The 24455-nt window shown below is 55.8% G+C and carries 21 protein-coding genes; 11 read left to right on the top strand and 10 right to left on the bottom strand.

Annotation, left to right across the window (positions count from 1 at the left end; all coding sequences use genetic code 11):
* Window positions 1-26: 26 nt before the first annotated feature.
* From N6P30_RS19345 to N6P30_RS19335, 3 genes are all read right to left on the bottom strand, one after another.
* Window positions 27-377, bottom strand: coding sequence for a hypothetical protein (locus N6P30_RS19345; protein ID WP_050582431.1), 351 nt, complete (start codon window positions 375-377; stop codon window positions 27-29).
* A gap of 317 nt (window positions 378-694) precedes the next feature.
* The gene (gene avtA / locus N6P30_RS19340; RefSeq protein WP_023294831.1) at window positions 695-1951 is read right to left on the bottom strand and encodes a valine--pyruvate transaminase; all 1257 of its coding nucleotides are present in this window, start codon (window positions 1949-1951) and stop codon (window positions 695-697) included.
* A gap of 183 nt (window positions 1952-2134) precedes the next feature.
* Window positions 2135-4165 (bottom strand): alpha-amylase, encoded by a 2031-nt coding sequence (locus N6P30_RS19335; RefSeq protein ID WP_023294832.1) that lies wholly within the window; start codon window positions 4163-4165, stop codon window positions 2135-2137.
* A gap of 314 nt (window positions 4166-4479) precedes the next feature.
* Here N6P30_RS19335 and N6P30_RS19330 point away from each other — a divergent pair, with 314 nt between their 5' ends.
* On the top strand, window positions 4480-5304 hold the full coding sequence (locus N6P30_RS19330; protein ID WP_260629967.1) for a protein bax: 825 nt from the start codon (window positions 4480-4482) through the stop codon (window positions 5302-5304).
* Between the two features lie 39 nt (window positions 5305-5343).
* Here the strand turns inward: N6P30_RS19330 and xylR are convergent, their stop codons facing one another.
* The 4 genes from xylR to xylF form a co-directional block, all read right to left on the bottom strand.
* Complete coding sequence (xylR, locus tag N6P30_RS19325) at window positions 5344-6522, bottom strand: D-xylose utilization transcriptional activator XylR (protein WP_021242460.1); 1179 nt, start codon at window positions 6520-6522, stop codon at window positions 5344-5346.
* A 33-nt stretch (window positions 6523-6555) separates the two neighbouring features.
* Window positions 6556-7737: a xylose ABC transporter permease XylH gene (gene xylH / locus N6P30_RS19320; protein ID WP_008502744.1), complete on the bottom strand. Its 1182-nt coding sequence runs from the start codon at window positions 7735-7737 to the stop codon at window positions 6556-6558.
* On the bottom strand, window positions 7715-9256 hold the full coding sequence (locus N6P30_RS19315) for a xylose ABC transporter ATP-binding protein (RefSeq protein ID WP_023294833.1): 1542 nt from the start codon (window positions 9254-9256) through the stop codon (window positions 7715-7717). Before N6P30_RS19315 ends, xylH begins: the two co-directional genes overlap by 23 nt.
* A 72-nt stretch (window positions 9257-9328) precedes the next feature.
* Window positions 9329-10321 carry a D-xylose ABC transporter substrate-binding protein gene (gene xylF, locus N6P30_RS19310; protein WP_008502746.1) on the bottom strand — a complete coding sequence of 331 codons (993 nt, stop codon included), beginning with the start codon at window positions 10319-10321 and terminating at the stop codon, window positions 9329-9331.
* A 371-nt stretch (window positions 10322-10692) separates the two neighbouring features.
* Between xylF and xylA the strand changes: the two genes are divergently transcribed.
* From xylA to N6P30_RS19290, 4 genes are all read left to right on the top strand, one after another.
* Window positions 10693-12015 carry a xylose isomerase gene (gene xylA, locus N6P30_RS19305; protein ID WP_095428923.1) on the top strand — a complete coding sequence of 441 codons (1323 nt, stop codon included), beginning with the start codon at window positions 10693-10695 and terminating at the stop codon, window positions 12013-12015.
* Window positions 12016-12082: 67 nt separating this feature from the next.
* Window positions 12083-13537: a xylulokinase gene (gene xylB / locus N6P30_RS19300; RefSeq protein WP_023294835.1), complete on the top strand. Its 1455-nt coding sequence runs from the start codon at window positions 12083-12085 to the stop codon at window positions 13535-13537.
* Between the two features lie 103 nt (window positions 13538-13640).
* Window positions 13641-14180 carry an isochorismatase family protein gene (locus N6P30_RS19295; protein WP_008502749.1) on the top strand — a complete coding sequence of 180 codons (540 nt, stop codon included), beginning with the start codon at window positions 13641-13643 and terminating at the stop codon, window positions 14178-14180.
* On the top strand, window positions 14180-15100 hold the full coding sequence (locus N6P30_RS19290) for a GlxA family transcriptional regulator (RefSeq protein ID WP_023294836.1): 921 nt from the start codon (window positions 14180-14182) through the stop codon (window positions 15098-15100). The genes N6P30_RS19295 and N6P30_RS19290 overlap by 1 nt, the downstream gene beginning before the upstream one ends.
* Here N6P30_RS19290 and N6P30_RS19285 read toward each other — a convergent pair.
* Window positions 15093-16088 (bottom strand): acyltransferase, encoded by a 996-nt coding sequence (locus tag N6P30_RS19285; RefSeq protein ID WP_008502751.1) that lies wholly within the window; start codon window positions 16086-16088, stop codon window positions 15093-15095. The genes N6P30_RS19290 and N6P30_RS19285 overlap by 8 nt on opposite strands.
* Before the next feature lie 182 nt (window positions 16089-16270).
* Here N6P30_RS19285 and N6P30_RS19280 point away from each other — a divergent pair, with 182 nt between their 5' ends.
* The 4 genes from N6P30_RS19280 to N6P30_RS19265 all read left to right on the top strand — a co-directional run bounded on the left by N6P30_RS19280 (window position 16271) and on the right by N6P30_RS19265 (window position 21576).
* Window positions 16271-16576 (top strand): YsaB family lipoprotein, encoded by a 306-nt coding sequence (locus tag N6P30_RS19280; protein WP_023294837.1) that lies wholly within the window; start codon window positions 16271-16273, stop codon window positions 16574-16576.
* A 160-nt stretch (window positions 16577-16736) separates the two neighbouring features.
* On the top strand, window positions 16737-17648 hold the full coding sequence (glyQ, locus tag N6P30_RS19275) for a glycine--tRNA ligase subunit alpha (RefSeq protein ID WP_003860141.1): 912 nt from the start codon (window positions 16737-16739) through the stop codon (window positions 17646-17648).
* Window positions 17649-17657: 9 nt separating this feature from the next.
* Entirely contained in the window at window positions 17658-19727 is a 2070-nt protein-coding gene (gene glyS / locus N6P30_RS19270; RefSeq protein WP_023294838.1) for a glycine--tRNA ligase subunit beta, read from the top strand.
* A 229-nt stretch (window positions 19728-19956) separates the two neighbouring features.
* A complete protein-coding gene (locus N6P30_RS19265) occupies window positions 19957-21576 on the top strand; it encodes an ABC-F family ATP-binding cassette domain-containing protein (protein WP_023294839.1) in 1620 nt (539 codons plus the stop codon).
* Window positions 21577-21615: 39 nt separating this feature from the next.
* Here N6P30_RS19265 and N6P30_RS19260 read toward each other — a convergent pair whose 3' ends face one another.
* Window positions 21616-21903 (bottom strand): HTH-type transcriptional regulator, encoded by a 288-nt coding sequence (locus N6P30_RS19260; protein WP_008502755.1) that lies wholly within the window; start codon window positions 21901-21903, stop codon window positions 21616-21618.
* Window positions 21904-22234: 331 nt separating this feature from the next.
* On the opposite strand from N6P30_RS19260, the gene N6P30_RS19255 reads away from it, so the two are divergent.
* Both N6P30_RS19255 and cspA read left to right on the top strand, forming a co-directional pair.
* Window positions 22235-22945 (top strand): DUF3053 domain-containing protein, encoded by a 711-nt coding sequence (locus tag N6P30_RS19255; protein WP_008502756.1) that lies wholly within the window; start codon window positions 22235-22237, stop codon window positions 22943-22945.
* Between the two features lie 247 nt (window positions 22946-23192).
* Window positions 23193-23405 (top strand): RNA chaperone/antiterminator CspA, encoded by a 213-nt coding sequence (gene cspA / locus N6P30_RS19250; protein ID WP_003860775.1) that lies wholly within the window; start codon window positions 23193-23195, stop codon window positions 23403-23405.
* Window positions 23406-23463: 58 nt separating this feature from the next.
* Here cspA and ghrB read toward each other — a convergent pair whose 3' ends face one another.
* Window positions 23464-24438, bottom strand: coding sequence for a glyoxylate/hydroxypyruvate reductase GhrB (gene ghrB / locus N6P30_RS19245; protein ID WP_023294840.1), 975 nt, complete (start codon window positions 24436-24438; stop codon window positions 23464-23466).
* Window positions 24439-24455 lie beyond the last annotated feature (17 nt).

The raw sequence follows: 24455 nt of genomic DNA, 5'->3' as shown, positions 1-24455 counted from the left end.
TTTACCGGCATCACCCAGTATCGTATTTACGCCTGCGGTAGTGGTTCCTCCACTGCCTCCTGAGCCTGAGCCTGAGCCTGAACCTGATCCCGACCCTGAACCAGAACCCGTTCCGCCGCCAGCGCCTGTCCCGGTACCTGAACCCGTTCCGCCGCCAGCGCCTGTCCCGGTACCTGAACCCGTTCCGGTGCCCGATCCGTTGCTGCCCGAACCGCCATTGCTCGCGGTTGTGCCACTTCCATCATCTGAGCCGCTGCTGCTTCCCGTCGCAGGGTTATTTTTGGCCGTTGAGTGAGATCCGCCACCGCTTCCACTACAGGCAGAAAGAGAGAACGCGAGCAGTACCGCAACAGCAATAGCGCTGATGCGACTAACATTATTAGGTAGCATATGAATACTCCACGCAAAAGAACGCCGAGCGGCGTATTAGTGAGTATATGCAGTATTTTTGAATATGCATGAAAGCGACTCAGGAAGGTATTTTGCTGCGTTGAAGAGGGTTATTTAAAATAACAATAAGTTAGCATATTTAATTTTTACTTAATTATTGAGAGGGTAGTTAGCGAGCCTAAATTAAAGGAATATTCCTAAGAAAACTCAATGGGAATGATAAATGAAGCGCTACAGGATATATCCTTAATATAAGATTCAGATCACGGAAAAATAAGGCTCTTCATTTGAAGAGCCTTATTTTTTAACAATTGCCTTCTTGCCAGGCTTTTTCGATCTCTTCGGCGAGAATTTTAACACCCGCTTCGATTTTTTCCGGGTCGGGGACGTAGTTCATGCGCATGCACTGATGGGTATGCGGCCATGGCTTATCCAGACCCGGGAAGAAATAATCGCCCGGCACCATCAGTACGCCGCGCTTTTTCAGTCGCTGATAAAGCAGTTCGGTGGAGATAGGTAAATCCTTAAACCACAGCCACAGGAAAATCGCCCCTTCCGGTTTGTGGATAAGGCAGCGTTCTTCCGGCAAATAGCGGCGAAGTGTCGCGATCGTCTCCTGAACGCGCTGGTAGTAGAAAGGCTTGATTACGTCATTCGACAGACGCAGCAGGTCCTTGCGTTTGATCATTTCGCACATCATCGCCGGGCCAATGCCCCCCGGAGAAAGGCTGATAATGCCGTTCATATTGGTGATGGCGGTGATGATTTTCTCATTGGCAATGATGATGCCGCAGCGGCTGCCCGGCAGACCCAGCTTAGAGAGGCTCATGCACAGGACAATGTTCGGGTTCCACAGCGGACGTGCTTCGCTGAAGATGATGCCCGGGAACGGCACGCCGTAGGCGTTATCGATCACCAGCGGAATACCGTGCTGATTGGCCAGCGCATCCAGCTTCATCAGTTCGTCATCGGTGATCACGTTGCCCGTTGGGTTAGTCGGGCGCGATACGCAGATCATGCCCGTCTCTTCGCCAATATGCAGGTGTTCAAAATCGACGTGATATTTGAACTGGCCTTCCGGCAGCAGCTCGATGTTCGGGCGCGCAGAGACGAACAGATCCTCTTCCAGGCCGGAATCGGCATAGCCGATATACTCCGGCGCCAGCGGGAACAGCACTTTTTTGGTGGTGCCGTCCGCGCGACGTCCTGCGAACAGGTTAAACAAGTAGAAAAACGCGCTCTGGCTGCCGTTTGTCAGTGCAATATTCTGTGGTTCGATATCCCAGCCCAGCTCGTCACGCAGCATTTCGGCGAGGAGTGCCAGCAGCTCGGTTTTCCCCTGCGGGCCGTCGTAATTGCAAAGCGCATCGGTTGCTTTGCCGCTTTCCAGCATCTGAGCGAGCAGGGTCTGGAAATAGGTATTCATCTCCGGGATTTGAGCCGGGTTTCCGCCGCCGAGCATGATTGCGCCCGGTGTGCGCAGCCCGTCGTTGAGGTCCTCCATCAGGCGAGTAATGCCTGAATGGCGGGTAAATTTGTCGCCGAAAAGTGAAAACGTCATAGCAGGTGATCTGTCGAGCTTATTTTGAAAGTGGGTAACCATAACGCTAGCACCGTGTTGGTGCAAATCGGGTGGTGTGGTCGGATTTGTGGTTTTATAGGGCGGGAGTGGATTTGTGTAGTGAATAGTTCTGGAGCTTCTCCCCTCTCCCCATGGGGAGAGGGTTAGGGTGAGGGGTATGATCTACTGATTCCCCGCCCAGACGACCATCACCTTATCGCCATCATGTTCACGTACGAATCCATACCCCTCTTTCAGCGACAGCGTGGTTTGCTTGCCTTCACCAATCGCCGGGTGGCGGGCGCGGAACTGACCCAGCGTTTGCCAGTGGGCGACGGTTAACGCCTGCTTGCCCGTGACGTCCTGCCAGTTCATATCCGAGCGGGTGCCCTGCAGCGGGTCGGAGCCTGTCGGCCCGAACGGACGCTCGGACTCATCCCCGTAATAGATTTGCACGCTGCCCGGTGCCAGCAGGAGCAGCTCCGCCGCGCGCTGGCCCCCTTCGCGGAACAGACGCGTATCGTGTGATGAGAGGTAGCTCAGCACATTGAAGCTTTGCAGCTTCTCCGCCATCTGCTGCCAGGTGAGATCCATATCGGCCAGGCAATTTACCGCTTTCGCCGCCTGCTCCTGATAATCAAAGTTGATCATCGCGTCGAAGCCGTGGCGGTAATAATCGCTCTGCATCACTCCGTGACCCCAGGATTCGCCGGTCATCCAGAACGGTGCGTTGTCGAGCTTTTTGTCCGGGTGAGCGCCTTTCCAGGCGGCCAGCGCCTGGCTTGCCTGGTCTTTCAGCTGCTGCCAGGCCGCAAGCTCAACGTGCTTCGCGGTATCCACGCGGAAACCGTCGATGCCGTAGTCACGTACCCACTGGCTGAGCCAGTGGGTCAGGTAATCGCGCGGGGTATAGCCCGGAATAGCTTTCGCGTGGGTATCGGGTTTGTGTTGGTAGAAATTGGGTAGCCCGGAAGGGGCGGTGGATTCCGTTTTCAGGTCGGGCAGAAACGCCAGCGACATCGTTAAATCATCGAAGCCGGGGTTGTCGTAATCACCGATGTCGGTGCGGATCCACTTTTTACCCCACCATTTTTCCCATGCGGCTTTGTCGCTGAAGTTGATGTAGTCGTTGAAGCTATGCCAGGTCTGGCCTGCGCCAGGCTTCCAGTCCGTCCAGTGGTCTCCCAGCGTCTTTTTCAGCTCATCACCCTGAAGGTACAGGGCGCCGAACTGATACGCCTGCATGTCCGCAAGCGTCGCGTAGCCCGTGTGGTTCATGACGATATCAAACAGGATGCGAATGCCGCGCTTATGCGCTTCATCAACAAGCTGACGCAGGTCATCCCCGGTGCCCATGTTGGCGTCGAGCGTTGTCCAGTCCTGGGTGTAGTAGCCGTGGTAGGCATAATGCGGAAAATCACCTTTGGTGCCGCCGCCTACCCAGCCGTGGATCTGCTCAAGCGGGGAGCTTATCCAGAGCGCATTCACCCCCAGCTGCTGCAGGTAATCGAGCTTGCTGGTCAGTCCCTTGAGATCCCCGCCGTGGAACGTACCAATCTCCTGCATGCCGTCTTTGTGGCGGCCGTAGCTGTTGTCGTTGCTCGGGTCACCATTCACATAGCGGTCAGTCAGTACAAAATAGACGGTGGCGTTTTGCCAGCTAAACGGCGCAGGCTTGTCGGTTTCGGCGCGCTCAAGCAGCAGCAGGCCGTTACTGTTGGCGGCTGGCTGCAGGGTGATTTTTCCACCTTGTACGGTCACCGTCTGTTTACTGTAGAAATCGCGCACGACGGAGCCTTCCGGGAAGGTATGGCTGACGTCCAGCGTCAGCGGCTTACCGTCCCACTTCGGACACTGGCGGATAACGTTGGCCACCGGCTGTTCTGTCGCGCTCTGAACCGCCAGCAGCAGCGTGGGCGTGCCGGAGCGGGTATCAATCCGCATCTGGTATTCACCGTCGCGGAAAAGGCGCCACTGCGGCGGTGTACCGTCACAGGGCTTGAGCGACAGCATCTCATTGAGTTTTATCGCGCCTGTAGGCTGCCAGCACGTCTTGTCAAAACTGAGCGTAAGAGGACGCGTACCCTTCGCAAGCTTTGCCTGGCTGGTGAAAATCCCGGTGCCTTCGGCGCGAAATGCGTCAAACCCCGGCGATGACCAGTCGGCATGTGCCAGTGCGGGTAACATCAGAAAGGCTATTGCGGTGCGTTTCATTCCAGGTTCCTGTCGCGGCATTTTTGACCAGTTTGCCAGCAGGCGGGCGGGAAAAACTCATCCCCTGTCGCTTTCTGCCAGGAGGATGCGTGAGGATGAGTGATCTTGCGCAAAATTAGGCAGTTATCTGCGATAACGCACACATTTTTCCAGAAATGATGTTTTTATGAGCAAGTTTCAGGTGACATAGTTTCGGAATTGGACTATTTCTATACGTGCTCTTGAAGTCTATTTTTGATATGATTTGAGATTCCGCTCTCAAATTTGTGAAAAAAATAAGGTGTTGGGATGATTACATCCGACCAGGAGACCTAATGATATCGACTCCCATTCGACGATATGGGGCTGCGATACTCATGTTACTCACCACGGCATTTTCGGGTGGGGTGCTTGCGAAGACGCACACGGATACAACGAGTAAGAAAGCCCACGTAATAAAGACGACAAGTAGTAAGGTTAGCAGTAAACAAGAGTATTCTCGCAATAGTGCAAAGAGTAGTTCACTTCCTGATTTGCGAAAATACCCTTCCGGAACACCAAGGAAAAAAGCGTTTCTCCGGACGGTAATGCCTTACATCACGAGTCAAAATGCCGCGATTACTGCGGATCGTAACTGGCTGATTTCCAAACAGTACGATAGCCGCTGGTCGCCATCCGAGCGCGCGCGTCTGAAAGAAATCACGAAGCGCTACAAGCTGAGCTGGAACGGGAACACGCGTCGTGTGCCGTGGAATGCTCTCCTTGAGCGTGTGGATATCATCCCGGGCAGCATGGTTGCGACCATGGCTGCAGCCGAAAGCGGCTGGGGAACGTCTAAGCTTGCGCGTAACAACAACAACCTTTTCGGCATGAAATGCGTGAAAGGTCGTTGTACGAATGCGCCTGGCAAGGTGAAAGGCTATTCGCAGTTTGAATCCGTGAAAGATTCCGTGAACGCTTATGTGGTGAATCTGAACACGCACCCGGCCTACTCATCGTTCCGTAAATCACGCGCTCAGCTGCGTAAAGCGGACCAGGAAGTGACGGCCAGTACGATGATCCACAAGCTGAAAGGGTATTCGACGAAGGGACAGAGCTATAACAACTATCTGTTCGCCATGTACCAGGATAACCAGCGCTTAATCGCCGCCCATATGTAATCTCAAAAAAACGCCTTCCACTGGAAGGCGTTTTCTTTTCTATATCAGCACCTCGCTGTGGCGATCCCGGTACTCTTTGGGCGTGGTGTCATACTCTTTGCGGAACACCGAGTAGAAATATTGCAGCGACGGGTAACCGCACATCTGCGAGATTTCGTTGATCGACAGCGACGTGGAGATGAGCAGGCTGCGTGCTTTCTCCAGCTTTTCAGCATGGATGACGGCATGAATGGTTTCGCCCACCTCTTCTTTAAAACGCTTCTCCAGATTCGAACGCGAAATGCCTACCGAATCCAGCACCTGATCGACCTTAATCCCTTTGCAGGCGTGGTTGCGAATATAGTGCATGGCCTGAATGACGGCCGGGTCGCTTAAGGAGCGATAATCGGTCGAGCGACGTTCCACGACGCGAACCGGTGGCACCAGCAGGCGCTGAAGCGGCAGAGATTCTTTATCCAGCAGACGGTGCAGCAGCTTCGCCGCCTGATAGCCCATCTGACGCGTGCCCTGAGCCACGGAAGAGAGCGCCACGCGGGACAGGTAACGGGTAAGCTCTTCGTTATCAATGCCAATCACGCACAGCTTTTCGGGCACCGGAATGTGTAAGTGTTCGCAGACCTGCAGCACGTGGCGGGCGCGGGCGTCCGTTACGGCTATAATCCCGGTTTGCGGCGGCAGCGTTTGCAGCCAGTCAGCGAGACGGTTCTGCGCGTGCTGCCAGTTTTCCGGGGCAGTTTCCAGCCCCTGATAGACCACGCCGCGATACTTCTCCTGCGCGACCAGCTGGCAAAATGCGTGCTCACGCTCAACGGCCCAGCGCTTGCCGCTGGTGGCGGGTAAACCATAAAACGCGAAGCGGTGGACGCCTTTCTCTTTTAAATGGAGAAACGCGGCCTCGACCAGGGCATGGTTGTCGGTGGCGATATAGTGAACCGGCGGATAGTGTTCGGGCGAGTGGTAGGAGCCGCCGACGCCCACGATCGGCACGTCGACGTCGGTCAGCAGCTGCTCAATGACGGGGTCGTCATAGTCGGCGATGACGCCATCGCCCAGCCAGTCTTTAATGTTCTCCAGACGGGTGCGGAAATCTTCTTCAATAAAAATATCCCATTCGGATTGCGACGCCTGCAAATATTCACCCACGCCTTCTACCACCTGACGGTCATAGGCTTTGTTGGCATTGAATAACAACGTAATGCGGTGACGCTTTTCAAACATGGCTCACTTCCCAATTAAGTCACAATACGGTTATCAGGCCCGTCGCTTGGTGGCCGAGTCCATCCAGACTGCCAGTAAAAGAATGGCCCCCTTGACGATATACTGCCAAAACGTCGGGACGTCCATCATACTCATCCCGTTATCCAACGACGCCATGATAAATGCCCCCATGACTGCGCCCGCGACGCTACCGATACCCCCTGCGAGGCTGGTACCGCCAATAACGCAGGCGGCGATAGCATCCAGCTCGGCGATATTACCGGCGGAGGGTGAACCCGCCCCCAGACGCGAGCTGAGGATCAGCCCGGCGATGGCGACCATCAGGCCGTTAATGGCGAAGACCGCGAGTTTGGTGCGTTCGACGTTAATCCCCGACAAACGGGCAGCCTCAAGGTTGCCGCCGATGGCATAAATACGACGGCCAAACGCGGTGCGCGTGGCCATAAACATGCCGCCCAGCAGCAAAAGCGCCAGCAGCAGCACCGGCGTCGGAACGCCGCGATAGTCGTTAAGAAGCCAGATGGCGCCCAGCACAATGACCGCCGTCAGCGCCTGACGTCCCACCACCGAGGTTGATGCTGGCGACGCCAGCCCCAGCGCCTGACGGCGCATGCGTCCACGCCACTGCCACGCGACAAACGCCAGCAGCCCCGCCACGCCGATGGTAAAGCCCACGCCATCCGGGAGATAGCTTTGACCAATCTGCGACATGGCCGCGCTGGTCGGGGAGACGGTGGTACCGTTGGTGATGCCGATTAAGATCCCGCGGAAGGCCAGCATCCCCGCCAGGGTGACAATGAACGACGGCACTTTACGGTAGGCTACCCACCAGCCGTTCCAGGCCCCCAGAACCAGACCCAGCACCAGCGTGACCGCCACGGTCAGCGGCAGCGGCCAGCCGAGCCAGACGTCAAAAATGGCCGCCACGCCGCCGAGGAGCCCCATCATCGAGCCGACCGACAGATCGATTTCCGCGGAGATAATCACGAACACCATGCCCACGGCCAGAATGCCGGTGATAGCGGTCTGGCGGAGCAGGTTGGAGACGTTACGCGCGCTCAGGTACGAGCCATCCGTCATCCAGGTAAAGAAGAGCATGATGACGATAATGGCCGCGATCATCACGAACACCTGCAGGTTCAGCGCTTTTAGTCCTGCGAACGCACCGGGCGTCGGAACGGCGACTTTGATATCAGACGGATTGCTTTTCGACATGACGTTCGCTCCTTAAAGCGGCTTCCATCACCTGCTCCTGCGTCAGGTTCTGGTTAATCAGGTTGGCTTTCAGTTTTCCCTCGTGCATGACCAGCACACGGTCGCTCAGGCCGAGCACTTCGGGTAACTCAGACGAAATGACAATGACGGCAATCCCTTGCTGTACAAGCTGATTAATCAGTTTGTAGATTTCATATTTGGCGCCGATATCAATCCCGCGCGTCGGCTCATCAAGGATTAATATGCGTGGATTGAGCAGCAGGCAGCGCGCCAGAATCGCCTTCTGCTGGTTGCCGCCGCTCAGGCGGCCAATGGCCAGTTCCGGTGAGGAGGTTTTGACCTTCAGACGGGCAAGCGACTGGAGGATGCACTGCTGCTCGGCGGCATCGTCCAGGCTGCTCAGCGCGCCGGAGAAGCGATCGAGTGCCGCAAGCGTAATGTTTTTCCCCACTGCCATGACCGGCACGATGCCGTCCTTTTTGCGGTCTTCCGGCACCATAGCAATGCCGTGGGCAATCGCCTGCTGGCAGTTGTCGATTTTCACCGGCTGGCCGTCGATATAAATCGTGCCCTCCCAGCGCCCCGGCCATACGCCAAACAGACACTGTACGGCCTCCGTGCGCCCGGCGCCGACTAACCCGGCAATACCGAGAATTTCGCCGCTGTGCAGAGAAAACGAAACGTTATTGACGCGCTTGATGTGGCGGTTAACGGGATGCCACGCGGTCAGGTTTTCCACGCGCAGCACTTCATCACCTTTGGTGTGAGGCTCATTCGGGTAGAGCGCCGTCAGCTCGCGCCCCACCATCATGGTGATGATGTCATCTTCGCTCATGCCTGCGGCTTCACGCGTGCCGATGTGTTGCCCATCGCGGATCACGCAGATGGTGTCCGAAATGGCTTTAACCTCGTTCAGCTTGTGCGAAATGTAGATACAGGCGATGCCGTGGTTTTGCAGATCGCGGATGATATTGAGCAGAACCGCGGTTTCCTGTTCGGTGAGCGAGGCCGTTGGCTCATCGAGGATCAGCAGCCTGACCTGCTTATTGAGCGCTTTAGCGATTTCAACCAGTTGCTGTTGCCCCAGGCCCAGGTCGCCCACGCGGGTATCCGGTGAAATGTGGAGGCTCACCTGCGCCAGCAGCTTTTCACAGCGGAGCGTCATGGTGTCGTAATCCAGCACGCCGTGGTGGGAGATTTCGGCTCCGAGGAAAATGTTCTCCAGCACGGTGAGATGTTTCACCAGCGCCAGTTCCTGGTGGATGATGGCGATACCTTTGCGTTCGGTATCGCGAATGTGAGTTGCCTGGATCACTTCGCCGGCAAAAACGATTTCGCCTTCGTAGCTGCCGTGCGGGTAGATCCCACACAGCACTTTCATCAGCGTTGACTTGCCTGAACCGTTCTCGCCACACAGCGAAACCACTTCGCCGGGATTTAGCCGGAGACTGACGTTGTCGACGGCTTTCACCGTGCCGAAGCGCTTGGTGATGCTTTTCATTTCAAGTAAATAAGGCATAACTGCTCCACATAACCCGAGGAAAGAACAGTGCAACGTGATGCGCCCCCGCAGAGCAGGGGCCGCGCCGGATTACAGTTCGCTCTTCTTGTGGAAACCGTCCTTAATGACGGTGGCGTCAATGTTCTCTTTATTGACTTCAATAGGGGTGAGCAGGCGAGCCGGAACGTCTTTCAGCCCGTTATTCAGCGTGGCGTCTGCTTTTGGTTGCTTACCGTTGCCCAGTTCCACGGCGATTTCCGCCGCCGTATTGGCCAACTCGGTAATCGGTTTGTAGACCGTCATGGTTTGGGTGCCGGCGATAATACGTTTTACGCCAGCCAGATCGGCATCTTGCCCTGAAATGGCGACTTTACCCGCCAGCCCCTGGGCGCTCAGGGCCTGAATCGCACCGCCTGCGGTGGCATCGTTGGAGGCCACAACCGCGTCAATTTTGTTGTTGTTGGCCGTCAGCGCGTTTTCCATAATCTTCAGGGCGTTTTCGGGTAACCATCCGTCGGCCCACTGATCGCCAACCACTTTTATTTTCCCGTTGTCGATGTACGGCTTAAGGACCTTCATTTGCCCTTCGCGGAACAGCTTGGCGTTGTTATCTACCGGCGAACCGCCCATCAGGAAATAATTGCCCTGAGGCACTTTGTCGATCAGGCTTTGTGCCTGTAATTCGCCGACTTTTTCATTGTCGAACGAAATATAATAATCAATGTCCGCATTATTAATCATGCGGTCATAGGCCAGCACTTTTATGCCTTCTTGTTTGGCTTCTTTCACTACGTTACTTAATACCTGGCCGTTATAGGGGATAATGACCAGCACATCGACGCCGCGGTTAATCATATTCTCGATCTGCGACATTTGTGTTTCTTCGTTGCCGTTAGCCGACTGGACAAACACGTTTGCGCCGAGTGATTCCGCTTTTTTCACAAAAATATCGCGATCTTTTTGCCAGCGCTCCAGACGCAGGTCGTCAATCGCCATGCCAATTTTGACCTCCTTGGCATGCCCTGCAAAGCTTGCAAGGAGGAGCGTAGTGCAGAGCGTTAGGGTCAGGTTCTTTATCTTCATAATTATTAGGCCTTTTTGTAGGGGTATGTGTTGCTGAGATAAAAGAAACATTCACTGCTGGGACGCAGCAAATTTTTAACGCGGAAAGGCAGGCTGGCAATTACAGATTTTTATCTTCTCATTATGATATTTGGTTTATTTCTGAATTTATGACCGCGATCGGATTTTAAAATACGTAACGTCTTAATTACATTTGATTCTGGAATCTGCGCCGAAAAATAGTTTGCCTGCGCATTATTTTGCGAGCCAGCGCACAGTTGTGCATTCTCTCAATAGCAGTGTGAAATAACGTAATTGAGCAACCCAAAATGTCTATTCACTATTACTCCTGTATCAACGACTCGCCGCATACCCTGATTATGGAGCTCAATATGCAAGCTTATTTCGACCAACTCGATCGTGTTCGTTACGAAGGCCCGAAAACGACCAATCCTTTAGCATTTCGTCACTACAACCCGGATGAGCTGGTGCTGGGTAAGCGCATGGAAGATCATCTGCGCTTTGCCGCCTGTTACTGGCATACCTTCTGCTGGAACGGCGCCGATATGTTCGGCGTGGGCTCCTTTGACCGCCCGTGGCAGCAGCCGGGTGAGGCCATCGAGCTGGCGAAACGCAAAGCCGATGTGGCGTTTGAGTTCTTCCACAAGCTGAACGTGCCGTACTACTGCTTCCATGATGTTGACGTGTCGCCGGAAGGGGCGTCGCTGAAAGAGTACCTGAACAACTTTGCGCAGATGGTGGATGTACTGGCGGCAAAACAGCAGGAAAGCGGCGTGAAGCTGCTGTGGGGCACGGCAAACTGCTTCACTAACCCACGCTACGGCGCAGGTGCGGCAACCAACCCGGATCCGGAAGTGTTTAGCTGGGCGGCCACGCAGGTGGTGACGGCAATGAATGCCACGCATCAGCTGGGCGGCGAAAACTATGTTCTGTGGGGAGGCCGTGAAGGCTATGAAACCCTGCTCAACACCGACCTGCGTCAGGAGCGCGAGCAGATTGGCCGCTTTATGCAGATGGTTGTCGACCACAAGCACAAAATCGGCTTCCGCGGCACGCTGTTGATTGAGCCGAAGCCGCAGGAGCCGACGAAGCACCAGTATGACTACGACGTGGCGACGGTGTATGGCTTCCTGAAGCAGTTCGGTCTGGAAAAAGAGATTAAAGTGAACATTGAGGCCAACCACGCCACGCTGGCGGGCCACTCTTTCCACCACGAGATCGCGTCGGCGATTGCGCTGGGCATCTTCGGCTCGGTCGATGCGAACCGCGGCGACCCGCAGCTGGGCTGGGATACCGACCAGTTCCCGAACAGCGTGGAAGAGAATGCGCTGGTGATGTATGAGATCGTCAAAGCGGGCGGCTTCACTACCGGCGGCCTGAACTTTGACGCCAAGGTGCGTCGCCAGAGCACCGACAAATACGATCTGTTCTACGGCCACATTGGCGCGATGGACACCATGGCGCTGGCGCTGAAGGTAGCGGCACGTATGATTGAAGACGGCGAGCTCGATAAACGCGTGGCGAAGCGTTACAGCGGCTGGAACAGTGAGCTGGGCCAGCAAATTTTGAAAGGTCAGTTATCGCTTGCGGAAATCGCGAAGTACGCTGAACACCATCAGCTGGCGCCGCAGCACCAGAGCGGACACCAGGAGCTGCTGGAAAATCTGGTCAATCACTACCTGTTCGATAAATAACGGCATCCAGCTTGTAGGCCCGGTAAGCGCAGCGCCACCGGGCATTTTCACTTAAGGAATCCACTATATGTATATCGGGATCGATCTGGGCACATCGGGTGTGAAAGCCATCCTGTTAAGCGAGCAGGGCGACGTGTTAGCAACGCAGACTGAAAAGCTGCAGGTTTCACGTCCGCATCCGCTGTGGTCGGAACAGGACCCGGAGCAGTGGTGGCAGGCAACGGATCGTGCAATCAAAGCGTTAGGTGAACAGCATTCTCTGCGTGACGTGAAAGCGCTGGGGATTGCCGGGCAAATGCACGGTGCAACCTTGCTGGACAGCGAGCATCGCGTGTTGAGACCCGCCATTCTCTGGAACGATGGCCGCTGTGCAGAAGAGTGTGCGCTTCTTGAGGAACGCGTACCCACTTCCCGCGCGATCACCGGCAACCTGATGATGCCGGGCTTCACCGCACCAAAACTTTTGTGGGTACAGCGCCACGAGCCGGAGATTTTCCGTCAGGTGGCGAAAGTCCTGCTGCCGAAAGACTATCTGCGTTTTTGTATGACGGGCGATTTTGCCTCCGACATGTCTGATGCCGCCGGCACGATGTGGCTCGACGTGGCGAAACGCGACTGGAGCGAGGCGATGCTGGATGCCTGCTATTTGACCCGTGAACACATGCCCGCCCTGTTCGAAGGTAGCGAGGTAACAGGCACACTGCTGCCAGACGTTGCGGAACGCTGGAATATGTCTGCCGTGCCGGTGGTTGCCGGGGGCGGTGACAATGCCGCAGGGGCCGTGGGCGTCGGCATGGTTGAGGCAGGTCAGGCGATGCTGTCGCTGGGAACCTCTGGCGTCTATTTTGCCGTCAGTGACGGCTATCGCAGCAATCCCGAAAGCGCGGTGCACAGTTTCTGTCATGCGCTGCCAGGAAAATGGCATTTGATGTCGGTGATGCTGAGTGCAGCGTCGTGCCTGGACTGGGCGGCGAAGCTGACCGGGATGGCCGATGTTCCTGCGTTGATTGCCGCAGCAAAGCAGGCGGATGAAAATGCCGGTACCGTCTGGTTTTTACCGTATCTGTCCGGCGAGCGTACGCCACACAACAACCCTGAAGCGAAAGGGGTGTTCTTTGGCTTAACCCATCAGCATGGTCCGGCAGAACTGGCGCGTGCGGTTCTCGAAGGCGTCGGATATGCGCTGGCTGACGGAATGGACGTGGTTCACGACTGCGGCCTGAAACCCGCAAGCGTCACCCTGATTGGCGGCGGTGCGCGAAGCCCTTACTGGCGACAAATGCTGTCGGACATCAGCGGCTTGCAGCTGGATTTCCGCACCGGTGGCGATGTTGGCCCCGCGCTCGGCGCCGCGCGTCTGGCGCAGATTGCTATGAACCCGGAAAAACCGCTTTCACAACTGCTGCCGCAGCTTACGCTTGAACAGGCGCATTTGCCTGACGCGGCGCGCCATGCGCGGTACGCGGAAAGGCGCGACGTGTTCCGCAAAATCTACCAGCAGCTGCTGCCGCTGATGACGTAAATTCGCTTGTCCGGGAGAGGCACGAGGATGTCCTTTTTTGGTCTGTGCGCGCCTTTCTTTCCTTGCCAGTATGGTGTCACACCCACTGGCGAGGAGAACCATCATGTCACGCATTGCACTCATCAACATTGATACTCAGCAGTCCTTCCATCACCGCAATTACTGGCAGGAGGATGACATTCCCGCGTTTCAGCAGGCGATGCTGGGGCTGATTGAAGGCTGCCAGGCGCGCGGTATTCCGGTCGTTGATATTTTTCATGTGGATGAAGACGGCCCATTTACGCTGGAAAGCGGCTATGTCAAACCGATGGCCTTTTTGCGTCATCAGCCGGATGTGGTTTTCCAGAAACACGTTCATAATGCCTTCACGGATACCGGGCTCGATCGCTGGCTGCGCGAGCGCGATATCAATAGTGTGATTATCTGCGGCATTCGCACGGAGCAATGCTGTGAAACCACCGCCCGGGTGGCATCCGATCTGGGTTATGCTGTGACCTTTGTGAGCGAGGCAACGCTGACGTTCCCCATGACCTACAAGGGCATTACCCTTAGCGCAGCGGACATTCGCCACCGTACCGAAACGGTACTGTCCGGGCGTTTTGCCGACATTAAAACGGTAGCGGAGACGCTGGAGTCACTGTAATGCCCATCGACGTCTGGTTCGTGATGTTGCCCGGGGTGCTGTCATTAGACATGACCGGCCCGGCAGAAACCTTTGTGCTGGCAGGCGACGCGTTTCGTCTGCATTACATTGGCCCGCAGCCGGAGGTTCCGACGTCGATAGGTCTGACGATGAGCGGCATCCAGCCGTTGCCGGAACGTCTTCCAGAGGGGTGCCTGCTGGTATTGCCCGGCGTGAGCGACTCCCGCTCTCAGTTTTCGACACCACAGGCGTTACGGATACAGCACTGGCTGATGCGCCTGCAGCCGATTATTCAGCGCCGGGATATCACGGTGATGTGCGTCTGTTCTGGCGCGCTGCTGGCGGCGAAATCGGGCCTGCTGAATAACAAACAGTGCACAACTCACCATGACGTTATCAGCCGTTTACGCACCGCGGCCCCTACGGCGACGATTAAAGAAAACCGCATCTTTGTGCAGGACGAGAACATCTGGACCAGCGCGGGGATCACGTCGGGCATCGACCTGGCGCTGCATATGATTAACCGCCTGTGCGGCCCCGAAAAGGCGCTGAATGTGGCGCGCGAGATGGTGGTCTGGTTCCGCCGTTCTGGTGACGATCCCCAGCTCTCCCCTTGGCTACGCTACCGCAATCATCTTCATCCGGCGATTCATCGGGCGCAGGATGCGCTCACCGCCGAGCCGCAAAAAGCGTGGAGCTTGCCTGATATCGCCGCGCTGGCGCACGTCAGCCCACGCCATCTTACCCGGCTTTTCCAGACACATTTAGGGATTAGCGTCCGCGATTATCTGGAGCAGCTGCGTCTGGCGGTGGCGGAACAGTGGCTATTGCAGGGGCGCGGCGTGGAGCAGGCTTCCCTGGCGGCAGGGTTTTCCTCCCCGCGCCAGTACCATCGCGCCCGGCAGCGAAGCGTTAGCTGACGAAGCGGCGAACGTCTATTTTTTGCAGCAGCATCGACAGCAGCAGGCTGATCGCCAGGGTCGCAGCAAAAATCCAGATGATATCCAGCACCGGCCAGGTTTTAAGCTCGACGCCTCGTGTCCGAAGCGCGTGGATCACCAGCGCGTGAAAACCGTAAATCCCGAGAGAGTGTCGTGAAATGACGCTCAGTACGGGAAGGGGACGCGCATTTAGAGTGTTTTTAACGAGCGTGAGCAGCGATACGGCACAGATAAAGACCATCGGCCCGCAGTAGAGATACCAGGTATCGGCAAAATTACCGCGCCATTGAAGCTCATGCAGCGTCCCGCGTGAAATCACCGCCACGCCGGCGATAAACAGTGCCCCGCAGAGCCAGTTCAGACCGCGTTTTTGCGTGTCCATCATCCCGATGGCGCGCCCCAGCATGCCGTAAAGCACGTAATAGAAGGTATCGCCGTTGATATAGAGGTTCACCGGCAGCCACTCAAATCCGTCGATTTTCTGCGAGACCGTATTCGGGTTGGCGACAATGCCAATCACCACCATCAGGGCCAGAAGCATTTTCCCGCTAACGTTTTTCACCTGAATGAGCGGAGAGACCAGATAGATCACGATAATGGCGAAGAAGAACCACAGGTGGTAGAACACCGGCTTTTGCAGCAAATATTTGAGGGATAACCCGGCGTTAATGGAGGTGAACAGGGTGATATAGAGCAGGGCAACGGCGCTGTAAAACCCCAGGCAGGCCGCGATGCGGATGAAGTGCCGCGGCTGCGCGCTGCGTTCACCAAAAAAGAGAAAGCCGGAAATCATAAAGAACAGCGGCACGCTGACGCGCGACGCAGAGTTGAGAATATTGGCGATATCCCAGTTAACGGGGCTGATGCTGTGGGCGTTCGTGACGTACCAGGTCGTCGTGTGGATCATGACCACCATCAGACACGCTATTCCTCGCAGGTTATCAATCCAGTTAATTTTTGACGGCATCAGTTCCTCGTATTCCCTGTAAAGTGAGTGTGACTCCCATTGTCCAAAAGTCTTCGTTTGGAAAATTCTGAGTTTTATTCGCAGGCTTGCCGGGAGACCGCGAGATTCGCAGAATGGCTGACCATAATCTATAAACGTGTTGATACTAAAAATAACAGCCACTGACCAGGACGGTAATAAAAATGATGATGAAGCGTGTGGCATCACTCTTTCTGCTTTTCATGCTGGCAGGATGCAGTGCGCCACAAGAAGCACCAGTGCAAAAAGCCCAGCAGGGCAAAATGAGCCCGGAACGTTCACTGAATATGGAGTCACTCTGCAAGGACCAGGCCGCACGCCGCTATAACTCGGACGTGCAGAAAATCAACGTCACCGGGTTTGAGCGCTTTCAGGGCAGCTATGAGCTCAAGGGCTATACGGCGCGTAAAGAAGGCTTTGTCTGCTCGTTTGATGCGGACGGCCAGTTTTTACACCTCTCCATGCGCTAGCCTGCTCGCATAATCAACAGCCAGACGCCGTCAGCGCCCTGGCGTGAATGCTTATTTCCCAATTTTCCCTAAACAACCCCGTTTCGTACTGTATATCTTGCAGCCAGCGGGTATACTGGTCCCTTCCATTTAAAACCACACGTATCCAGCACGAAATACTATGCAAAAGTTTGATACCAAGACCTTCCAGGGCCTGATCCTGACCTTACAGGATTACTGGGCTCGTCAGGGCTGTACCATTGTTCAACCTTTGGACATGGAAGTCGGCGCCGGCACTTCACACCCGATGACCAGCCTGCGCGCGTTGGGGCCAGAGCCAATGGCGACCGCGTATGTGCAGCCTTCCCGTCGTCCGACCGATGGTCGTTACGGTGAGAACCCGAACCGTCTGCAGCATTACTATCAGTTCCAGGTGGTGATTAAGCCATCACCCGACAACATTCAGGAACTGTACCTCGGGTCGCTGAAAGAGCTGGGTATGGATCCCACCATCCACGACATCCGTTTCGTGGAAGATAACTGGGAAAACCCAACGCTGGGTGCCTGGGGTCTGGGTTGGGAAGTGTGGCTGAACGGCATGGAAGTGACCCAGTTCACTTACTTCCAGCAGGTTGGCGGTCTGGAATGTAAGCCGATCACCGGTGAGATCACCTACGGTCTGGAACGTCTGGCGATGTACATTCAGGGCGTAGACAGCGTTTACGACCTGGTCTGGAGCGACGGCCCGCTGGGTAAAACCACCTACGGCGACGTGTTCCATCAGAACGAAGTGGAACAATCCACCTATAACTTCGAATACGCGGACGTGGACTTCCTGTTCACCTGCTTCGAGCAGTATGAGAAAGAAGCGCAGCAGCTGCTGGCGCTGGAGACTCCGCTGCCGCTGCCTGCCTACGAGCGTATTCTGAAGGCCGCCCACAGCTTCAACCTGCTGGACGCCCGCAAAGCGATCTCCGTGACTGAACGTCAGCGCTACATTCTGCGTATTCGTACCCTGACCAAAGCCGTTGCAGAAGCTTACTATGCGTCCCGTGAAGCCCTTGGCTTCCCGATGTGCAACCGAAACAAATAAGAGGCGGCCATGTCTGAGAAAACTTTCCTGGTGGAAATTGGCACCGAAGAGCTGCCACCAAAAGCCCTGCGCAGCCTGGCTGAATCTTTTGCTGCGAACGTGACTGCCGAGCTGGATAACGCTGGCCTGGCGCACGGTAAAATTGAGTGGTTTGCTGCTCCGCGTCGTCTGGCGCTGAAAGTGGCAAACCTGGCGGCGTCTCAGCCGGATCGCGAAGTCGAAAAACGTGGCCCGGCGATTGCCCAGGCGTTTGACGCGGAAGGCAAGCCGAGCAAAGCGGCGGAAGGCTGGGCGCGCGGCTGCGGCATCACCGTCGATCAGGCCGAGCGTCTGACCACCGATAAAGGTGAATGGCTGCTGTATCGTGCCCATGTGAAAGGCGAAAGCGCGGAAGCGCTGCTGCCGGACATGATTGCCACGTCTCTGGCGAAGCTGCCCATTCCTAAGCTGATGCGCTGGGGCACGTCCGACGTGCACTTCGTGCGTCCGGTTCACACCGTGACCCTGCTGCTGGGCGACACCGTTATTCCGGCGACCATTTTGGGCGTGGCGTCCGATCGCGTGATTCGCGGCCACCGCTTTATGGGCGAGCCTGAGTTCACCATCGACAATGCCGACCAGTATCCGCAAATCCTGCTTGAGCGCGGCAAGGTCATTGCTGACTATGAACAGCGTAAAGCCAAAATCAAAGCGGACGCGGAAGACGCGGCGCGTAAGATTGGCGGTAAAGCCGATCTGAGCGACAGCCTGCTGGAAGAAGTGACCTCGCTGGTGGAATGGCCGGTTGTGCTGACCGCGAAGTTCGAAGAGAAATTCCTGGCCGTTCCGGCTGAAGCGCTGGTGTACACCATGAAGGGTGACCAGAAGTACTTCCCGGTCTATGCCAACGACGGCAAGCTGCTGCCAAACTTCATTTTCGTGGCGAACATCGAATCGAAAGATCCGAGCCAGATTATCTCCGGTAACGAGAAGGTCGTGCGCCCACGTCTGGCGGATGCCGAGTTCTTCTTCAACACCGACCGTAAAAAGCGTCTGGAAGATCATCTTCCACGCCTGCAGACCGTACTGTTCCAGCAGCAGCTGGGTACGCTGCGCGACAAGACTGACCGTATTGCGGAGCTGTCCGGCTGGATCGCTCGTGAAATCGGTGCCGACGTTAACCACGCGACCCGCGCAGGGCTGCTCTCCAAGTGTGACCTGATGACCAACATGGTGTTCGAATTTACCGACACCCAGGGCGTGATGGGCATGCACTACGCGCGTCACGATGGCGAAGCGGAAGACGTGGCGGTTGCCCTGAACGAGCAGTATCAGCCGCGCTTTGCGGGTGATGAACTGCCGTCCAACCCGGTAGCTTGTGCTGTCGCAATTGCCGATAAGATGGACACCCTGGCGGGTATCTTCGGTATCGGTCAACATCCGAAAGGCGACAAAGACCCGTTTGCGCTGCGTCGTGCTGCGCTGGGCGTGCTGCGTATCATCGTTGAGAAGAACCTGAACCTGGATCTGCAGACCCTGACCGAAGAAGCGGTGCGTCTGTACGGCGACAAGCTGACCAACGCCAACGTTGTGGATGACGTGATCGACTTTATGCTCGGTCGTTTCCGCGCCTGGTATCAGGATGAAGGTTACACCGTCGACACCATTCAGGCGGTGCTGGCGCGTCGTCCGACCCGTCCGGCTGATTTCGATGCGCGTATGAAGGCGGTTTCCCACTTCCGTACGCTGGAAGCGGCATCTGCTCTGGCGGCGGCCAACAAGCGTGTCTCCAACATCCTGGCGAAGTCCGACGAGACGCTGAACGAGCGCGTAAACGCCGCGACGCTGAAAGAGCCGGAGGAGATTGCCCTGGCGATGCAGGTTGTGGTGCTGCGCGACAAGCTCGAGCCGGTCTTCGCGGAAGGTCGCTACCAGGAAGCGCTGGTGGAGCTGGCCGAGCTGCGTGACGTCATCGACGCCTTCTTCGAGAAAGTGATGGTAAACGTAGAAGATAAAGAGCTGCGTATTAACCGTCTCTCTATGCTCGAGAAACTGCGCGAGCTGTTCCTGCGCGTGGCGGATATTTCGCTGCTGCAGTAATGTGCCCGTTGTGACAAATGCTAAAAACCCGCTTCGGCGGGTTTTTTTATAGTGTGTTGCTGAAAATTTAACCTTGAAATGGTCAACACATTCCCGCTATCCTTATCCCCGTTAACTTTCTCGCGCTGGAGTGCCCCCCAAAAATGAACAAACACGACTGATGAATTTCGATCCTTGCTAAACGCCATCGCGTCGGCAGGGGATCTTTTGATTTCATTCAGGAGTGCTTATGGCTCATTTTGCGCAGTCCCCTTCTTTTATTTTGCATCAGGTCACCTGTCAGTTTCCTACGGGCGATACCCTTTTTGGTCCGCTGAATCTCACGCTGGAACCCTCCCTGTGCGCGCTGGTTGGCCGCAACGGCAGCGGAAAAACGCGTCTGCTGCGCTTGCTGGCGGGGCTGGACGAACCGGCTACCGGTCATATTGAACGCTTTGGCTCGCATGCCTGGGTGGCGCAGCAGCATGTTATTTCTTCGCAGACGACGCTGGCTGAACTTCTCGGGTATGACGCGATTTTTACTGCGCGTAAGCGCATTGACAGTGGTGATTATCAGCCTGACGATCTGGCGTTGCTCGACGGCCACTGGGATATAGCCGAACGTCTGAGCGAAGCGTTTATCAGTGCGACGCTCCCACCGTTTGAGCCTGATAAGCCCGCCATAGAACTCAGCGGCGGCGAGCGCATCCGCGCCCTGCTGTGCGGGGCGTTTACGGCGGGCGCGGACTTTCTTCTGCTGGACGAACCGACTAACCATCTGGATCGACAAGGCCGGGCGTGGTTCTACGACCAGTTGAGTCGGTATCAGGGCGGCGTGCTGGTGGCCTCGCATGACCGCGAACTTCTGGAGCAGGTGCCGCGTATTCTTGAGCTGAGCGCCTCGGGTCTGCGCAGCTACGGCGGAAATTATGCGGATTATCAAGCCCAGCGCGATGCCGAACAGCAGGCTGCCCGCGCGGCGCTGGAACATGCGGCAACCGAGCGCAAACGCACCCGCGCGCGCATGCAAAAAGAGCATGATGACAGCCAGCGGCGGTCGGCAAAGACGTTACGCACCGTCGATACCCTGAATATCGCATCGTTCGAGCGGGTCAAATATAAAGGCGCGGCAAAGGAGCGGATTGGCTCCTGGAAAAAACAGCACAGCGAGCAAAATGAAGCGCTGAACGCCGCGGTTAACAAGGCGCGTGAGCGGGTTGAAGACGATAACCCGGTCATGTTCACCCTGCCGGGAAGTCAGATCCCGGAGGGGAAGCAGGTGCTGGTGCTGGAGGATCTGGTGCTGCAGCATGTACCTGTTCCTCCGCTCAACTGGCGGATGGACGGACCGATGCGCGTGGCGTTAAAGGGACCGAACGGCTGCGGGAAGTCGACGCTGTTAAAAACCCTCCTCGGCGAGGTTGCCCCCCGTTCGGGTAGCTGTAAAGTGTCCGTCAGCTGCGCTTATCTCGACCAGCATCTCTCCCGTCTCGATCTCTCGCAGTCGGTCATGACGCATCTCAATTTGAGTCATACCCCTCTGGAAGAGGGGGTATTGCGAACCCGTTTAGCGCAGCTTCAACTGGGGGCTGACAAAGTGATGCTCCCATTGGCGGCGCTCAGCGGCGGTGAGCGTCTTAAGGCTGCCCTGGCCTGCGTGCTGTGGCGCGCGGAGGCCACGCAGCTTCTGCTGCTGGATGAACCGACCAACCATCTGGATCTGGCTTCAGTCCAGGCCATTGAAGCGGCGCTGGCCGGTTTCCCTGGGGCACTGCTGGTGGTATCACACGATGAGGCGTTTTTAAGCGGCTTAACGTTAACGCATGAGCTGGTGTGGGAAGAGGCGGGGTGGCGTTGTGATAGCCTGTAAAACACAAGCCCCCGCAAAGGCGGGGGCATTCAATCTTCACTACGCGATCTGCTTGCTGAGTGCAGGGTTGGCCTGAATCAGGCGCATCAGCCGTAACTCGGTTGGGGTGGGTTTCTCACGTTTTGACTCCCACTCCTGCACCATAGCCACGCTGACACCCATCGCTCTGGCGAATTCTTCGGTTTTCAGTCCTGTCCCTTTGCGCAATTGCTCATATTCTGTAAAGGGATTGGATTTTTGTTGCAGGGTAATCGTCTGCGGTACATCTTTAAAAATGATCTGTTCCAGGCTGCTCAGCAGCTCAAACTCAGGATCTTTATATTCCATTGAGGACTCCTCTTAAATCTCACATCGTGATCAAGAACATCAGAGAGCCAGTTAAGAATAGTCCCTAATACCAACCCAGGATCGTCACGGGTGTGATTAATCGTGCGGTAACGATCGCTGTATCCGATTCAGCAATATGGAGAGTTATGCTAATTCCCTGATTAGTCATATGTCGGCTTCGCCAGGTATTTTTTTGTAAATGGTAAGAAATAAATCGGCAATAGCCGTTTTGCATGAAAAGAGTATCTTGCAAGGCTGACCTGGACTATCCTTGTCAGCGTCGGGCACGCGTGTGCCGGTGTGCGCTTTTTTGGGTGAAAGGAGTAATAAAATGGCGACAGGAAAGTCCTGCTCTCGCTGGTTTGCGCCTATTGCGGCGTTGTTGATGGTTGTTAGCCTGAGTGGGTGTTTTGATAAAGAAGGCGATCAGCGCAAAGCGTTTATCGATTTTCTGCAGAATACAGTGATGCGCAGCGGCGAGCGGTTGCCAACGCTGACTGCGGATCAGAAAAAACAGTTTGGCCCCTTTGTGTCCGATTACGCCATTCTTTATGGTTATTCACAGCAGGTGAGCCAGGCGATGGACTCCGGTATCCGCCCGGTAGTGGATAGCGTGAACGCCATCCGCGTTCCACAGGATTACATGACGCAGCGTGAACCATTGCGTCAGTCCAACGGTGCGCTTGGCGTGCTGAGCCAGCAGTTGCAGAATGCGAAAATGCAGGCTGACGCGTCACGTTCTGCGCTGAAGCAGGGCGACGATCTCAAACCGGTCTTCGACAAAGTGTATGAGAAAGTGGTGACCAAACCGTCAGAAGCACTGCAACCGTTGATTCCGGCCGCGCAAATCTTCACGCAGCAGCTGGTCCAGGTGGGTGACTTTATTGCCCAGCAGAATACGCAGGTAAGCTTTGTTGCCAACGGTATTCAGTTCCCGACCTCCCAGCAGGCAAGCCAGTACAATACGCTGATTGGGCCGCTGGCCTCTCAGCATCAGGCCTTCAGCCAGGCCTGGAGTGCCGCAGTCGCTGCCACAGAATAAACCGAAAAAACCCCGCTTCTGGCGGGGTTTTTTTATGCGTTGCGAAAATAACGCTTGTCATTCCTCTACCACATCGGTATAACTATTCCCGTCGGTTTGTTACACAGACCTAAAGCAGTTTAGTAAAGCAGTCCAGATTGTTATCCATAGATACCCTTCGTAGTGACCCTTCCTTCATCGCTTAAAAATCTGTAACGCAATCCATCAAGCCGGAAGGCACAATATATTTGTTAATAAGGTAATTTCTATGTCTGCTAAAATGACTGGTCTGGTAAAATGGTTCAACGCTGATAAAGGTTTCGGCTTCATCACTCCTGACGATGGCTCTAAAGACGTGTTCGTACACTTCTCTGCTATCCAGAACGATGGCTACAAATCTCTGGACGAAGGTCAGAAAGTGTCCTTCACCATCGAAAGCGGCGCTAAAGGCCCAGCAGCTGGTAACGTTGTAAGCCTGTAAGCTTCCAACCCAGTAGCAAAGAATTTAAAAACCCGCCTTCTGGCGGGTTTTTTCGTTTCTATCGTTGCACCTGCGGGTTCACGCAGTTTCTCTCCACCTTTCCGCTAAGGGCGGCGATAAGGTTATCGACCGCGGTGGCCGCCATGTTGTAGCGCGTCTCATGGGTGGCTGAGCCGATGTGGGGCAGGGCGACGACGTTTGGCATTGTCAGCAGCGGGGAATCCACCGGCAGCGGCTCCTGCTCAAACACGTCCAGACCTGCTGCATGGATCTCACCGTTTTGCAGGGCCTCAATCAGCGCCTTCTCATCCACCACCGGGCCACGACCCGCGTTGATGAAAATGGCTGACCTCTTCATTTTTTCAAACGCCTCTTTACCGATCAGATGACGGGTTTCGTCCGTTAGCGGCAGCACCAGGCAGACAAAATCGGCTTCCTGCAGCAGGGCATCCAGCTCGCAGTAACGGGCGTTGAAGCGTTCTTCGGCTTCACTGTGATGGCGACGCGCGTTATACAGAATCGGCATGTTAAAACCAAAATGCGCGCGCTGCGCCAGCGCCAGCCCGATACGCCCCATACCGACAATGCCCAGCGTTTTGCCGTGAACATCCACACCGAACCAGTCCGGACCAATGCTTTTTGTCCATTCGCCCGCTTTGACGCGCTCAGCCACTTCCACCACGCGACGGGCCGTGGTGAGCATGAGCGCCATCAGCGTATCGGCAACGGTTTCCGTCAGAGCATGCGGGGTATGCATCAGCAGGATTTTGCGGGCGTTAAGCGCATCCACGTCGAAGTTGTCGTAACCCACGGAAACGGTTGAGGTAGCACGAAGCTTCGGCATTTTCTCCAGCAGGGCGACATCCACTTTTTCGCTTGAACCCAGCAGGCCTTCCGCGCTCGCGAACGCGTCGGCGTGCTGTGCCACGGTTTCCGGGCGCAGGTTCTTCACCTGCGTGACGGTGAAGTGCTCTTCAAGGCGTTTCTGCAGATCTTCCGGCAGGGTTTTATACAAAATGACGGACGGCTTCATGCTAATCTCCGTTGATT

This window comes from Enterobacter sp. PL1 (genome assembly GCF_945957325.1).
GTDB lineage: Bacteria > Pseudomonadota > Gammaproteobacteria > Enterobacterales > Enterobacteriaceae > Enterobacter > Enterobacter roggenkampii.
This window is presented reverse-complemented; position numbering and strand designations above follow the sequence as displayed.

Coding starts and splice junctions, on each gene's coding strand:
- N6P30_RS19295 (WP_008502749.1), top strand. CDS start 13,641: ATGTCACGCATTGCACTCATCAACATTGATACTCAGCAGTCCTTCCAT.
- N6P30_RS19265 (WP_023294839.1), top strand. CDS start 19,957: ATGGCTCATTTTGCGCAGTCCCCTTCTTTTATTTTGCATCAGGTCACC.
- cspA (WP_003860775.1), top strand. CDS start 23,193: ATGTCTGCTAAAATGACTGGTCTGGTAAAATGGTTCAACGCTGATAAA.
- ghrB (WP_023294840.1), bottom strand. CDS start 24,438: ATGAAGCCGTCCGTCATTTTGTATAAAACCCTGCCGGAAGATCTGCAG.
- N6P30_RS19285 (WP_008502751.1), bottom strand. CDS start 16,088: ATGCCGTCAAAAATTAACTGGATTGATAACCTGCGAGGAATAGCGTGT.
- N6P30_RS19335 (WP_023294832.1), bottom strand. CDS start 4,165: ATGAAACGCACCGCAATAGCCTTTCTGATGTTACCCGCACTGGCACAT.
- glyQ (WP_003860141.1), top strand. CDS start 16,737: ATGCAAAAGTTTGATACCAAGACCTTCCAGGGCCTGATCCTGACCTTA.
- N6P30_RS19255 (WP_008502756.1), top strand. CDS start 22,235: ATGGCGACAGGAAAGTCCTGCTCTCGCTGGTTTGCGCCTATTGCGGCG.
- N6P30_RS19290 (WP_023294836.1), top strand. CDS start 14,180: ATGCCCATCGACGTCTGGTTCGTGATGTTGCCCGGGGTGCTGTCATTA.
- glyS (WP_023294838.1), top strand. CDS start 17,658: ATGTCTGAGAAAACTTTCCTGGTGGAAATTGGCACCGAAGAGCTGCCA.
- N6P30_RS19330 (WP_260629967.1), top strand. CDS start 4,480: ATGATATCGACTCCCATTCGACGATATGGGGCTGCGATACTCATGTTA.
- xylB (WP_023294835.1), top strand. CDS start 12,083: ATGTATATCGGGATCGATCTGGGCACATCGGGTGTGAAAGCCATCCTG.
- xylH (WP_008502744.1), bottom strand. CDS start 7,737: ATGTCGAAAAGCAATCCGTCTGATATCAAAGTCGCCGTTCCGACGCCC.
- N6P30_RS19260 (WP_008502755.1), bottom strand. CDS start 21,903: ATGGAATATAAAGATCCTGAGTTTGAGCTGCTGAGCAGCCTGGAACAG.
- xylR (WP_021242460.1), bottom strand. CDS start 6,522: ATGTTTGAAAAGCGTCACCGCATTACGTTGTTATTCAATGCCAACAAA.
- N6P30_RS19315 (WP_023294833.1), bottom strand. CDS start 9,256: ATGCCTTATTTACTTGAAATGAAAAGCATCACCAAGCGCTTCGGCACG.
- xylA (WP_095428923.1), top strand. CDS start 10,693: ATGCAAGCTTATTTCGACCAACTCGATCGTGTTCGTTACGAAGGCCCG.
- N6P30_RS19345 (WP_050582431.1), bottom strand. CDS start 377: ATGTTAGTCGCATCAGCGCTATTGCTGTTGCGGTACTGCTCGCGTTCT.
- avtA (WP_023294831.1), bottom strand. CDS start 1,951: ATGACGTTTTCACTTTTCGGCGACAAATTTACCCGCCATTCAGGCATT.
- N6P30_RS19280 (WP_023294837.1), top strand. CDS start 16,271: ATGATGATGAAGCGTGTGGCATCACTCTTTCTGCTTTTCATGCTGGCA.
- xylF (WP_008502746.1), bottom strand. CDS start 10,321: ATGAAGATAAAGAACCTGACCCTAACGCTCTGCACTACGCTCCTCCTT.